A 13,462-nucleotide genomic window follows, 5' to 3' on the forward strand; every position below is an offset into this window, starting at 1 on the left:
ATGGTTCTACGGCGCCGACGGTATGACATCGGCCCGCCCCCCTTTCCTCAACTGGGCACGTCGCCGAGAGAAACGGTTGGTCAGGCACCTCGTCCGGGGGTTCCCAGGGGCGGCCCCCGGCCGGACCTCTGCTACGAGCCCCCGCGGATCACCGTGAGCACCGCGTCCAGCTCATCGGGCTTGACCAGCACATCGCGCGCCTTGGAACCCTCGCTCGGACCCACGATGTTCCGCGACTCCATCAGATCCATGAGTCTGCCCGCCTTGGCGAATCCCACACGCAATTTCCGCTGCAGCATCGAGGTCGAGCCGAACTGGGTGGAGACGACCAGCTCGGCCGCCTGGCACAGGAGGTCGAGGTCGTCACCGATGTCCTCGTCGATCTCCTTCTTCTTCGCCGTCCCGACCGTGACGTCGTCTCGGAAGACCGGCGCCATCTGGTCCTTGCAGTGCTGTACGACGGCCGCGACCTCGGCCTCCGTCACGAACGCGCCCTGCATGCGGACCGGCTTGCCCGACCCCATCGGCAGATAGAGGCTGTCGCCCTTGCCGATCAGCTTCTCCGCGCCCGGCTGGTCGAGGATGACCCGGCTGTCGGCGAGCGAGGACGTCGCGAACGCGAGCCGCGAAGGCACGTTCGCCTTGATCAGTCCGGTGACGACGTCGACGGACGGGCGCTGGGTGGCGAGCACCAGGTGGATGCCGGCGGCGCGCGCCAGCTGGGTGATCCGGACGATCGAGTCCTCGACGTCCCGGGGGGCCACCATCATCAGGTCGGCGAGCTCGTCCACGATGACCAGCAGGTACGGATAGGGCGTCAGCTCGCGCCCACTGCCCTCCGGCGGCTTGACCTTGCCCGCGCGCACGGCGGCGTTGAAGTCGTCGATGTGCCGGAAGCCGTAGGCGGCGAGGTCGTCGTAGCGCAGGTCCATCTCGCGTACGACCCACTGCAGGGCCTCGGCGGCGCGCTTGGGGTTGGTGATGATCGGCGTGATCAGGTGCGGGATGCCCTCATAGGCGGTCAGCTCGACGCGCTTCGGATCGACCAGCACCATCCGGACGTCGTCGGGGGTGGCCCGGACCATGACGGAGGTGATGAGGCAGTTGATGCAGGAGGACTTTCCGGAACCAGTGGCTCCGGCGACCAGTATGTGCGGCATCTTCGTCAGATTGGACATCACATAGCCGCCCTCGACGTCCTTGCCGAGCGCCACGAGCATGGGGTGCTCGTCACCGGCCGCGTCCGCCAGCCGCAGCACGTCTCCGAGGTTGACCATCTCGCGGTCGGTGTTGGGGATCTCGATGCCGACCGCGGACTTGCCGGGGATCGGGCTGATGATCCGTACGTCCGGGCTGGCGACGGCGTAGGCGATGTTCTTGGCGAGCGCGGTGATCCGCTCGACCTTGACGGCGGGGCCGAGCTCCACCTCGTACCGCGTGACCGTCGGGCCCCGGGTGAAGCCGGTGACGGCCGCGTCGACCTTGAACTCCGCGAAGACGTTGGTCAGCGCGGCCACTATGGCGTCGTTGGCGGCGCTGCGGGCCTTGCCCGGGCCGCCGCGCTCCAGCAGGTCCAGCGATGGCAGCGCGTAGGTGATGTCGCCGGACAGCTGGAGCTGTTCGGCCCGCGCGGGGAGCCCCGCGGTGGCCTCGGGCGCGGCTCTGGTGAGGTCCGGGACGTCCTTGGTGAGGTCGGCAACGCCCGTCGTCCGCTGCCCGGCGGTACGCGCGGCGGGCACGGCGCCCGGCTGCTCGCCCTCCTGGGAGATGCCGCTGCTGAGCCCGGCGACGAGCGGGGTGGGCGGCACGCCGTGCAGCAGCGCCCCGTCGAGCGAGGCGGCCGCCGCGGCCGCGAGGTCCACCGCGTCCGGTTCCCGGCCGGCCGGCGGCTCCACGGGCTGTCCGGCAGCGCGGCGCGGCTTGCGGCGCCTGCTGAGCGCCTCCTCCTCGGCGTCCACGCCGAAGTCGTCGTCGGCCCCCGGGTGCACCGGAGCGCGCCGGGGGCGCCTGGCGGGGGCTTCGCGCCACTCGTCGGCGTACCCGTCGGCGGCCTCCGGTTCGTACTCACCGGGGTGCGGCTCGATCACACCGAGCCGGATGCCCAGCTGCCGCAGCCGACGCGGGATGGCGTTGACGGGGGTGGCCGTGACCACCAGCAGTCCGAAGATCGTCAGCAGCACCAGCAGCGGTACGGCCAGGACCTCGCCGACCGTGACGATCAGGGGCTTGGCCGCGGCCCAGCCGATCAGCCCGCCGGCGTCCCGCAGCGCCTGCGAGCCGCCGTCGCGAGGGGGCGAGCCGCAGGCGACGTGGACCTGTCCCAGGACCCCGACGACCAGCGCCGAGAGGCCGATGACGATCCGCCCGTTGGCCTCCGGGCGCTCGGGGTGGCGGAAGAGGCGGATGGCGATGGTGCCGAGCAGTATCGGCACGACCAGGTCGAGCCGGCCGAAGGCACCGGTGACGAGCATCGTCACCAGCTCCCCGACCGGGCCCTCCAGGCTGGACCAGGTGCCGGCGGCGACGATGAGGGCGAGGCCCAGGAGCAGCAGCGCCAGCCCGTCCTTGCGGTGGACCGGGTCGAGGTTCTTCGCGCCGCGGCCGACCCCGCGGAACAGCGCGCCGACGCCATGGGCCATGCCGCGCGCGACGCGGCGGACGCCGCCGGGCGCGGGGGGCGCCCCGCGCCGGGGTGCCGCCTTGGCCGCCGTCTTCTTGGCAGGGGCCCGGCGTGCGGGCGCGCGGCCCGCGGCTTTCGCCGGCGCCTTCTTCGCGGGTGCCTTGGCGGGCACCTTCTTGGCGGCGCTCCCCGGGCGCCCGGCGCGCTGCTTGGAGGTGCCCGCCGTGCTCTGGGAACCCTTGCCGGACGTACGTGAGGCCATGGAGCCGAGGTTACCGTCGTCGGGCGTGAGGGACACCTGGGCCCTGGCGTTCACCCATTCGTGTCGCGGTCCCGTCGTACCAAGGGTGACGCGGCGTCAGGGCGTCAGCTGGGGGAGGGAAGCGGACTGGCGCCGCTGCCCGTGCCGGGCTCCAGGGCGTCCAGCGCCCGGCGCAGCCCGGTGAGTTTGCGCTCCAGGTGGGCGGCGGTGGCGACGGCGGCGGCGTCCGCGGACTCGTCCAGCTGCTTGGTGAGCGCCTCGGCCTGCTCCTCCACGGCGGCGAGGCGGGCGGAGAGCTCGGCGAGCAGCCCGGCGGGCTCCTGGGCGGTGGCCGTGCCACCGCGGCCCTGGCCGCTCTCCAACTGGAGCCGCAACAGGGCGGCCTGCTCCCGCAGCTGGCAGTTCTTCATATACAGCTCGACGAAGACCGAGACCTTGGCGCGCAGCACCCACGGGTCGAAGGGCTTGGAGATGTAGTCGACCGCGCCCGCGGCATAGCCGCGGAAGGTGTGGTGCGGGCCATGGTTGATGGCCGTGAGGAAGATGATGGGGATGTCCCGCGTCCGCTCCCGCCGCTTGATGTGCGCGGCGGTCTCGAAGCCGTCCATGCCGGGCATCTGGACGTCCAGCAGGATCACCGCGAAATCATCCGTCAGCAGCGCCTTGAGCGCTTCCTCCCCTGACGATGCCCGCACCAGTGTCTGATCGAGCGCCGAGAGGATCGCCTCCAGCGCCAGCAGATTTTCCGGCCGGTCATCGACCAGGAGGATCTTGGCCTTCTGAACCATGCCCCGTCCTCCTCGTCCCGGCTTGGGGTCTCCCCGGCTCCAGGAGCCGGGGGAGGCACCGGGCGCCGCCCCAGGGGACGACTCCCTTGCGCCGCCCGTCCTTGTGCCGGTCATGGTAGCCGCACCCTGCCGGTCGCCACACCCTGTCACCGCGATGTCACTGTGCACGTAGCAGAAACGTAGTGGGAGACCAGAAGGTTCCCCGAATCCCGGCCTCCCACACGTCTTCGGCCACAGTCAGTCAACAGGTGGTCAGAAATCATTCGGCCACCCGTCACTCAGCGCGCATCCACTGCTCCATCAACGTCAGCAGATGATCCGTATCGACCGGTTTGGTGACATAGTCCGACGCGCCGGCATCGATGCTCTTCTCCCGGTCGCCCTTCATCGCCTTCGCGGTGAGCGCGATGATCGGCAGGCCCGCGAACTGCGGCATCCTGCGGATCGCGGCCGTCGTGGCGTAGCCGTCCATCTCCGGCATCATGATGTCCATGAGGACCACCACGACGTCGTCGTGCTGCTCCAGGACCTCGATCCCCTCGCGGCCGTTCTCCGCGTAGAGCACCGACAGCCCGTGCTGCTCCAGGACGCTCGTGAGCGCGAAGACATTGCGGATGTCGTCGTCGACGATCAGCACTTTCTCGCCATGGAAGGCACCGCTGAACCCACTGCCGAACCCGTGGGTCGACGGTCGCTCTGCGTCACCGGCGCTCTCGTCCGGCCACAGATTCTCCTGCGGCGAGGCCGTCGCCGGGAGCGCCGCCGGGGACCCCGGACCCGTCGGCGCGGCCTGCGCCGGCCATTGCCCGGCCGCCTGCGCGGCCCGCTGGCGCCGCAGGAAGAGGCCTGCCGCCCCGCGCCCGTGCTGCTCCCCCGCGCCGTGCCCGGCGAACCGCCCACCGTGGTCGACATGGTCGGCGCCGTCGCCGAGCGCCCCCGGCAGCTCCGCCGGCGCGAGGCCGTGGCCGCCCGGCGCGAGCTGCGGATAGCCCTGGGGCGGCAGCTCACCGGCGTTGAGCGGGAGGTAGAGGGTGAAGGTGGAGCCGCGGCCCGGCTCGCTCGCCGCGTGGATCTCACCGCCGAGCAGTCGCGCGATCTCCCGGCTGATGGACAGTCCGAGACCCGTGCCGCCGTACTTGCGGCTGGTCGTCCCGTCCGCCTGCTTGAACGCCTCGAAGATCACCCGCATCTTGCTCGCCGCGATCCCGATGCCGGTGTCGGTGACCGAGAAGGCGATCACGTCGCCGTCCGCGTCGTGCAGCGAACCGGCCTCCAGGAGCTGCTCCCGGATGGTGTCCGGCACATCCCCGCCGGCGGGCCGGATGACCAGCTCGACGGCGCCCGTGTCGGTGAACTTCACCGCGTTGGACAGGAGGTTGCGCAGCACCTGGAGCAGCCGCTGCTCGTCGGTGTGCAGCGTCGCCGGCAGTTCCGGCGAGACCCGTACGGAGAAGTCCAGGCCCTTCTCCGCCGTCAGCGGACGGAAGGTGGCCTCCACATAGTCGACGAGCTGGACCAGCGCGATCCGCGTCGGACTGACGTCCATCTTGCCGGCCTCGACCTTCGACAGGTCCAGGATGTCGTTGATCAGCTGGAGCAGGTCGGAGCCCGCGCCGTGGATCGTCTCGGCGAACTCCACCTGCTTGGGAGAGAGATTGCCGTCGGCGTTGTCGGCGAGCAGCTTCGCCAGGATCAGCAGCGAGTTGAGCGGCGTGCGCAGCTCGTGCGACATGTTGGCGAGGAACTCGGACTTGTAGCGCATGGAGACCGCGAGCTGCTCGGCGCGCTCCTCCAGGACCTGCCGGGCCTCCTCGATCTCGGTGTTCTTCACCTCGATGTCGCGGTTCTGGCGGGCCAGGCGCTCGGACTTCTCCTCCAGCTCGGCGTTGGAGATCTCCAGCGCCTTCTGCCGGTTCTCCAACTCCGCCGACCGCTCGCGCAGTTGCTCGGTCAGCTCCTGGGACTGCTTGAGCAGGACCTCGGTCTTGGTGTTGACGCTGATCGTGTTGACGCTCGTGCCGATCATCTCGGCGATCTGGTTGAGGAAGTCCTTCTGGATCTGCGCGAACGGCTGGAACGACGCCAGCTCGATGACCCCGAGGACCTGCCCCTCGAACAGCACCGGCAGCACGATCACATGGGCCGGCGGCGCCTCCCCCAGCCCGGAGGCGATCTTCAGATAGCCCGGCGGCACGTTCTCCACCAGGATCGTCCGCTTCTCCTGCGCCGCGGTGCCGATCAGCGTCTCACCCGGCAGGAAGGAGGTGGGCATCGAGCCCATGGAGTAGCCGTACGAGCCGAGCATGCGCAGCTCGTACGCCTCTTCCTCCTCCTCGGCGCCCTGCTGGCCGCCCGTCGGCATCGCCAGGAAGAACGCCCCGTGCTGCGCCGAGACCACCGGCGTCAGCTCGCTCATGATCATCCCGGCGACGTCCTCCAGATCGCGGCGGCCCTGCATCAGGCCGGAGATCCGGGCGAGGTTGCCCTTGAGCCAGTCCTGCTCCTTGTTGGCGAGCGTGGTCTCCCGGAGGTTGGCGATCATCGTGTTGATGTTGTCCTGGAGCTCCAGGATCTCGCCGGCCGCGTCCACGTCGATCTTGAGGTTGAGATCGCCGCGGGTCACCGCCGTGGCGACCTCCGCGATGGCCCGTACCTGCCGGGTCAGATTGCCCGCCATCTCGTTCACCGACTCCGTGAGGTCCCGCCAGGTGCCGTCCACGTCCCGCACCCGAGCCTGACCCCCCAGCTGGCCCTCGGTACCCACCTCGCGGGCCACCCGGGTCACCTGGTCGGCGAACGACGACAGCTGGTCGACCATCGTGTTGATGGTCGTCTTCAGCTGCAGGATCTCGCCGCGCGCGTCGATGTCGATCTTCTTCGTCAGGTCGCCCTGGGCGATGGCGGTGGTCACCATCGCGATGTTGCGGACCTGACCGGTCAGGTTGGACGCCATCGAGTTCACGGACTCGGTGAGGTCCTTCCACGTGCCGCTGACGCCGAGCACGCGCGCCTGGCCGCCGAGGATGCCGTCGGTGCCCACCTCCCGCGCGACGCGCGTGACCTCGTCCGCGAAGGACGACAGCGTCGTCACCATGGTGTTGACGGTGTCGGCCAGCTGCGCGACCTCGCCGCGCGCCTCGACGGTCACCTTCTTGGTCAGGTCACCGTTGGCGACGGCGGCCGCGACCTGCGAGATGTTGCGCACCTGACTGGTCAGGTTGTTCGCCATCAGGTTGACGTTGTCGCTGAGGTCCTTCCAGATGCCGGTGACGTCCCGGACCCGCGCCTGGCCGCCCAGCTGTCCCTCGGTGCCCACCTCACGGGCGACCCGCGTGACCTGCTCGGCGAAGTCCGAGAGCTGGTCCACCATCGTGTTCACGGTGGTGACGAGTTCGAGGATCTCGCCCTTCGCGTCGACGGTGATCTTCTTCGACAGGTCGCCCTTGGCGACCGCCGTCGTCACCTCGGCGATGTTGCGCACCTGGGAGGTGAGGTTGTTCGCCATGAAGTTGACGGACTGGGTGAGGTCCTTCCAGGTGCCGGAGACGCCCTGCACCTCCGCCTGACCGCCCAGGATGCCCTCGGTGCCCACCTCACGGGCTACGCGTGTGACCTGGTCGGCGAACGAGGACAGCTGGTCCACCATCGTGTTGAGGGTGTTCTTCAGCTCCAGGATCTCGCCCCGGGCGTCCACGTCGATCTTCTGCGACAGATCACCCCGGGCCACGGCCGTGGCGACCTGCGCGATGTTACGGACCTGGGCGGTCAGGTTGCCCGCCATGCCGTTGACGGAGTCGGTCAGATCGCGCCACACGCCGGCCACACCCGGCACCTGCGCCTGGCCGCCGAGCCGTCCGTCCGTACCCACCTCGCGGGCGACCCTGGTGACCTGTTCGGCGAAGGCGGAGAGCTGGTCGACCATCGTGTTGATGGTGTTCTTCAGCTCCAGGATCTCGCCGCGGGCGTCCACGTCGATCTTCTGGGAGAGGTCGCCGCGCGCGACCGCCGTCGTCACCTGGGCGATCTGGCGGACCTGCGACGTCAGATTGCCGGCCATGAAGTTGACCGAGTCGGTCAGCTCCTTCCAGGTGCCGCTGACGCCGTCCACCCGGGCCTGACCGCCCAGCCGCCCCTCCGTGCCGACGTCGCGCGCCATGCGCGTGACCTGGTCGGCGAACGAGGACAGCTGATCGACCATGGTGTTCACGGTGTTCTTCAGTTGCGCCATCTCGCCGGAGACGTCGACAGTCACCTTCTGCGAGAGGTCGCCGTTGGCGACCGCCGTGGTCACCTGGGCGATGTTGCGCACCTGCCCGGTGAGGTTGCGGAAGGCGGTGTTCACCGAGTCGGTGAGGTCCTTCCACGTGCCCGCGGCGCCGGGCACCGCGGCCTGACCGCCGAGCTCGCCCTCGACCCCGATCTCCCGTGCCACGCGCGTCACTTCGGCACCAAAGGCGGACAGCTGGTCCACCATCGTGTTGACCGTGTTCTTGAGCTCCAGCATCTCGCCGGAGACGTCGACGGTCACCTTCTGGCCCAGGTCACCGTTGGCCACGGCGGTGGTCACCTGGGCGATGTCCCGCACCTGCGTCGTGACGTTGCGGAACGCGGTGTTCACCGAGTCGGTGAGGTCCTTCCACGTACCCGCCGCGCCCGGCACCTGCGCCTGGCCGCCCAGCAGGCCCTCGGCGCCGACCTCGCTGGCCACCCTCGTCACCTCGTCGGCGAAGGTGCGCAGCGTCTCGGTCATCTGGTTGATCGTCTCGGCCAGCTGCGCGACCTCGCCGCGCGCGCTGACCGTCACCTTCTGCGACAGATCGCCGTTGGCCACCGCCGTGGTGACCTGGGCGATGCCGCGCACCTGGGCCGTGAGGTTGCCGGCCATCAGGTTGACCGAGTCGGTGAGGTCCTTCCAGACCCCGGCGACACCGGGCACCTGCGCCTGGCCGCCGAGCTCGCCCTCCGTGCCCACCTCCCGCGCGACGCGGGTCACCTCGGAGGCGAAGGACGAGAGCTGGTCCACCATGGTGTTCACGGTGTTCTTCAGCTCCAGCATCTCCCCGGCCACATGCACGGTGACCTTGCGGGAGAGGTCGCCCTTGGCGACCGCCGTCGTCACGAGAGCGATGTCACGCACCTGAGCGGTGAGTCGCGATGCCATCGTGTTGACGGAATCCGTGAGGTCCTTCCACGAACCCGACATTCCACGCACCCGGGCCTGCCCGCCGAGCTTGCCCTCGGTGCCGACCTCGCTCGCCACCCGCGTCACCTCGTCGGTGAACGCCGACAGCTGGTCCACGAGCCCGTTGACCGTCCGCCCCACCTTGAGGAACTCGCCCCGCAGCGGGTGCGCCGCACCGTCCGCGCCCTGCGAGCGCAGGTCCATCCGCTGTTCCAGGTCGCCCTCGGCCACCGCGGACAGCACCCGGCCGACCTCGGACACCGGCCGCACCAGGTCGTCGACCAGCGCGTTCGACGCGTCGATCGCCGCGGCCCAGGCACCCTCACAGGCGCCGACCTCCAGCCGTTCCGTGAGTTTTCCCTCACGTCCGACGACCCGGCGCACCCGCGCCAGCTCCCCGGTCAGCTGCATGTTCCGGTCGGCGACCTCGTTGAAGACGGCCGCGACCTCGGCCATCACGCCGTCGCCGGAGACCGTCAGCCGTTTGCGAAAGTTTCCGTCCCGCATCGCCGCGAGCGCCGACAGCAGCCTGTTCAGGGCCGCCGTATCCACTTCCGTCGTCCCATTGGCCCGGGACCGTCCGCCTTTCGCGCGCGTGCTCACGCCCCGCGCCGCTGCGCCAGACTCCACCGTGTCCCTCCCGCAGGGTCGATCATCCTCGTCGGGCTTTCTTCAATCTTTCCCAGTGTTTCACCCTGGCCCAGCCAGGCCATAACAGTTCGGCAGCATCGCACATGGTCCGCGGGCACTCCCAAGGTGGAATCAGCCCGCACCGGCCTCCGCCCGTGCGGTGAGGGTAAGTAACCTGGCATCCGGCCGGGGCAATGGAGGGGCGCTGCGAGATGGGTGAGCAGATCGCCGAGACCTACACGAGGAGACCTGTGATCACCGCGCGTGCTGCCGCCACCTTCGAGCCGGTCGGACGCTCGGTGGCATCCGCCCGGGCCTTCGTCAGGGACACGCTCCAGGGTTGGGGCCACCCCGACATCATCGACGACGCGGTGGTCCTCACCAGCGAGCTCGTCACCAATGCCGTCGTCCACGCCGGCACCGCCGCCGATGTCCTGTGCATGCGGACGAACACCGGGGTGCGCGTCGAGGTCGCCGACCGCTATCCCGACCGCGAGGTGCCGCTCCAGGGCTCCCCGCGCCGGCTCGGCGGCGTCGACCGCGAGGGCGGCCGCGGGCTGCTGCTGTGCGCGGCCCTCGCCACCCGCTGGGGCGTCGACTACAGCCCCACCCACAAGCAGGTGTGGTTCCAGCTGGATCTGCCCGACCGGCCCGCCGGCACCCGCTCCGCCGGCCCCGCCCTGCCCGCCGAGGCCCTTCCGGTCGCCGAGACGCGGGTCCGGGTCGCCGTGATCCAGATCGACCGCACCGGCTCCATCAGCTCCTGGAACGACGACGCCGACGCCCTCTTCGGCTTCCCCTCCGACCAGGTCCTCGGCAAGCCGCTGGCCGACTTCGCCGCCTGGCCGCACACCCCGGGCACCTCCACCGGTATCGCCGACGCCCTGCGCCTGTCGCGCTGGGAGGGCTCGTACGGCATAAGGGGCGCCGACGGCCGCATCATCCCGGTCTACGCCTCCCACCTGCGCGTACGTGACAACGACGGCGCGCCGTCCACGGTCTGCCTGCTCGTACGGGAGGAGGAGCGGGCCGTCCTGCAGAGCCTCCAGCGCTCGGGCGGCACGGACTCCGGCGCCGGCGACCGCATCTCCGCCGACCCCTTCGAGGTCTTCATCGGCTCCCCCGCCCCCGATGACCTCGACGGCCTCCTCCAGCGCACGGTCGAGCGCGCCCGTGACATGCTCGACGGCGACGCCGCGTATCTGCTGCTCGCCACCGACGACGAGACGGAGCTGGAGGTGCGGGCCTCCACGGGCCTGCCCTCGGCCCGCCAGCGCTTCGCCCGCGTCCCCGTCGAGGCCGGCACGGGTCGCTACGGCTCGGCCCGGATGCCCGCGGTCCATGAGGACCTCGCGGTCATCCCCGGCGCGGTCCCGCTGCTCGCCGACACCGGCATGCGCTCGGTCGTGACCGTCCCCCTCAAGGTCGAGGGCCGCCTCACCGGCTCGCTCGGCGTCGCCGCCGAGGCCCCGGGCCGCTACAGCAACGAGGAAGCCCTCCGCCTCCAGTTCGCCGCCGACCGCATCGCCCTGGCCGTCGAACGCGCCCGTCTCAACGAGCTCGAACGCCTGCGCCGCGGCTCCCTGTCCTTCCTCGTCGAGGCGTCCGACCTGCTGGCGGGCACCCTCGACCGGGACCAGACCCTGGCCCTCATGGCCCAGATGACCGTCCCCACCCTCGCCACCTGGTGCGCGGTCTACACCGTCGCCGACCCCACCTCCGAGCCCGAGCTGTCCTACGTCCTGCACGAGGACGAGGACCGCATCGACGGCCTGAAGACCCTCCTGGGCCGGCTGGCACCGCCCGAGCCGGTCCCCACGCCGGGCGCCCGTGTGTGGACCGCCCCGGCCGAGGCCGCCCACGCCTCGGCGCTGCGCAGCTCTCTGCGCAGCCTGGGCCTCAAGGACATCACCCAGCACTCCGCGGGGCCGGGCACCTCGCTCGCCACGGCGGCCGCGGTCGGCGGCGAGACCGTCGTCCTGCCGCTGGTGGCCCGCAACCGCGTCATCGGCATGCTCACGCTCGGCAAGCCCACCGACGACCACTTCCGCCAGGAGATCCTGGAGCTGGCCGAGGACCTGTCCCGCCGGGCCGCGCTGGCCTTGGACAACGCCCGCCTGTACAGCGAGCGCACGGCGATCAGCCAGTCCCTCCAGCGCAGCCTGCTGCCGCCGGAGCTGCCGACCGTCCCCGGCGTCGAGGTCGATGTCATCTACCGCGCGGCGGGCGAGGGCAATGAGGTCGGCGGTGACTTCTACGACCTCTTCCCGATCCGCGACGGCGCGTACGGCTTCGCCATCGGCGACGTCTGCGGTACGGGCCCGGAGGCGGCCGCCGTGACAGGCCTGGCAAGGCACGCCCTGCGGCTCCTGGCCCGGGAGGGGTACGGCGGCCCCGCGGTCCTGGAGCGGCTCAACGCGGCGATCCTCGACGAGGGTGCCCGCAGTCGCTTCCTGACGCTGCTGTACGGCGAGCTGTGGCCGCAGGAGGACGGCAGCGCGGTCCTGAAGGTCGTCTGCGCCGGTCATCCGCTGCCGCTGCGGCTGCGCCAGGACGGCAGCGTCGAGGCGGCGGCGGATCCGCAGCCGCTGCTGGGTGTGATGGAGGACCTGGAGCTGTACGAGCAGACGGTCACCCTCGATCCGGGCGATGTCCTGCTGTGCGTCACCGACGGCGTGACCGAGCGCCGCGAGGGCAGCCGCATGCTGGGGGACGACGGGCTGGCCGATGTCCTGACGACCTGTACGGGTCTGACGGCCGGAGCGGTGGCCGGGCGTATTCTGCGGGCCGTCGAGCGCTTCGCGGCCGAACCTGCGTCGGACGACATGGCGATCCTCGCCATGCGGGTCCCCGAGCTCCTGAACCCCTGACGCGACATCAGCGGGGCGGGTCTCCCCGAACAACGAGAAAGGCCCCCGCCATTGGGCGGGGGCCTTTCTCTTATGGAGCCCCAATACGGAATCGAACCGTAGACCTTCTCCTTACCATGGAGACGCTCTGCCGACTGAGCTATTGGGGCCGGCAACGAGATAAAGCATACCCGACGTTCGCACGTCCTTTTGACCATCCGGGGCTCTCGGCCGGCGGGCGGTTTCAGGCGGCGACCGGGAGAAGGCCACCGAGCGCGTTGCAGGCGGCGGTCAGGCGGTGCAGCTCCCGGTGTGTCGTTCCGCCGTCGACGGGCAGCGCCAGGCATTGGTCGGCGGCCCGCTCGGTCTCGGCGAGCCACAATTCCCGCCGGAACGCCGGGGTTCGGTGTACGGGCGTCTGTACGGGCACGTGGCACCGTACGCCGCGCGCCCGCAGGGCCCGCGCGAAGGCGTCCCGGTCGGGCCGTCCGTTGCCGGGCACGCGGACCACGTAGGAGCGGAAGCTGTGCGCGCTCGGCGGCCCGGCATCGGGGGTTTCGACGCCGCGGAGCCGGCTGTGCAGGTACTCCGCGTTCTCGCGCCGCCTCCTGACGTCCTCGTCGGCCGGCTCCGGCGGTTCGTACTCGATGACGAGGAGCCCACGCTTCTCGGTGACGGTTCGCAGTCCCGCCAGGTCGGCCCGGCGCCCGAAGAGGTGTACGGGCATGACGGCCGCGGTGCGCAGGGTCAGGGTCGCGGCGACCGAGGCCGGGTCGAGGCAGAGGCTCCGCGGGTCGATGTCCGCGAAGACGGGCACCGCCCCTGCCCGGCGGACCGCCTCGGCGGCGTCCGTCGTGGCATACGAGGGCACGATGACCTCGTCACCCACACCGACCCCTGCTGCCGTCAGCATCTCCACTGTCCCCATGGAGGGGAGCGTTCCCGGGGGACGTGAACGGGGAGTGACGACGGGCAGGTCATCGTGAAAACAAAAAAGCTCTGTCATCCGAACCGAAGTTCGGATGACAGAGCTTTTTATAAAATTTGTTCGGCGGCGTCCTACTCTCCCACACGGTCCCCCATGCAGTACCATCGGCGCTGAAAGGCTTAGCTTCCGGGTTCGGAATGTAA

The 13,462-nt window shown here is 70.5% G+C and carries 5 protein-coding genes, 1 tRNA gene and 1 rRNA gene; 1 reads left to right on the forward strand and 6 read right to left on the reverse strand.

Translation table 11 applies throughout. From position 1 onward, the window contains the following. Positions 1 to 131: 131 nt before the first annotated feature. The 3 genes from ACZ303_RS23030 to ACZ303_RS23040 form a co-directional block, all read right to left on the reverse strand. Entirely contained in the window at positions 132 to 2,882 is a 2,751-nt protein-coding gene (locus ACZ303_RS23030) for a DNA translocase FtsK (RefSeq protein WP_467341851.1), read from the reverse strand. A gap of 104 nt (positions 2,883 to 2,986) precedes the next feature. After that, positions 2,987 to 3,670 (reverse strand): response regulator, encoded by a 684-nt coding sequence (locus tag ACZ303_RS23035; protein ID WP_467341853.1) that lies wholly within the window; start codon positions 3,668 to 3,670, stop codon positions 2,987 to 2,989. 274 nt (positions 3,671 to 3,944) lie between these two features. Then, entirely contained in the window at positions 3,945 to 9,482 is a 5,538-nt protein-coding gene (locus ACZ303_RS23040; protein ID WP_467341855.1) for a HAMP domain-containing protein, read from the reverse strand. 212 nt (positions 9,483 to 9,694) lie between these two features. Here ACZ303_RS23040 and ACZ303_RS23045 point away from each other — a divergent pair, with 212 nt between their 5' ends. Next, a complete protein-coding gene (locus ACZ303_RS23045; protein WP_467341857.1) occupies positions 9,695 to 12,352 on the forward strand; it encodes a SpoIIE family protein phosphatase in 2,658 nt (885 codons plus the stop codon). Between the two features lie 73 nt (positions 12,353 to 12,425). Here ACZ303_RS23045 and ACZ303_RS23050 read toward each other — a convergent pair. The 3 genes from ACZ303_RS23050 to rrf all read right to left on the reverse strand — a co-directional run. After that, positions 12,426 to 12,501: transfer RNA gene (locus tag ACZ303_RS23050), tRNA-Thr, on the reverse strand. A gap of 74 nt (positions 12,502 to 12,575) precedes the next feature. Further along, on the reverse strand, positions 12,576 to 13,259 hold the full coding sequence (locus ACZ303_RS23055) for a DegT/DnrJ/EryC1/StrS family aminotransferase (protein WP_467341859.1): 684 nt from the start codon (positions 13,257 to 13,259) through the stop codon (positions 12,576 to 12,578). 118 nt (positions 13,260 to 13,377) lie between these two features. Further along, positions 13,378 to 13,462: ribosomal RNA gene (gene rrf / locus ACZ303_RS23060) — 5S ribosomal RNA — on the reverse strand; the annotation flags it as partial.

It is taken from the genome of Streptomyces sp. NPDC023527 (genome assembly GCF_055560115.1).

Excerpts from the sequence above, each read along its gene's own strand:
- ACZ303_RS23045 (WP_467341857.1), top strand. The coding sequence starts at position 9,695 with ATGGGTGAGCAGATCGCCGAGACCTACACGAGGAGACCTGTGATCACC.
- ACZ303_RS23035 (WP_467341853.1), bottom strand. The coding sequence starts at position 3,670 with ATGGTTCAGAAGGCCAAGATCCTCCTGGTCGATGACCGGCCGGAAAAT.
- ACZ303_RS23055 (WP_467341859.1), bottom strand. The coding sequence starts at position 13,259 with ATGGGGACAGTGGAGATGCTGACGGCAGCAGGGGTCGGTGTGGGTGAC.
- ACZ303_RS23030 (WP_467341851.1), bottom strand. The coding sequence starts at position 2,882 with ATGGCCTCACGTACGTCCGGCAAGGGTTCCCAGAGCACGGCGGGCACC.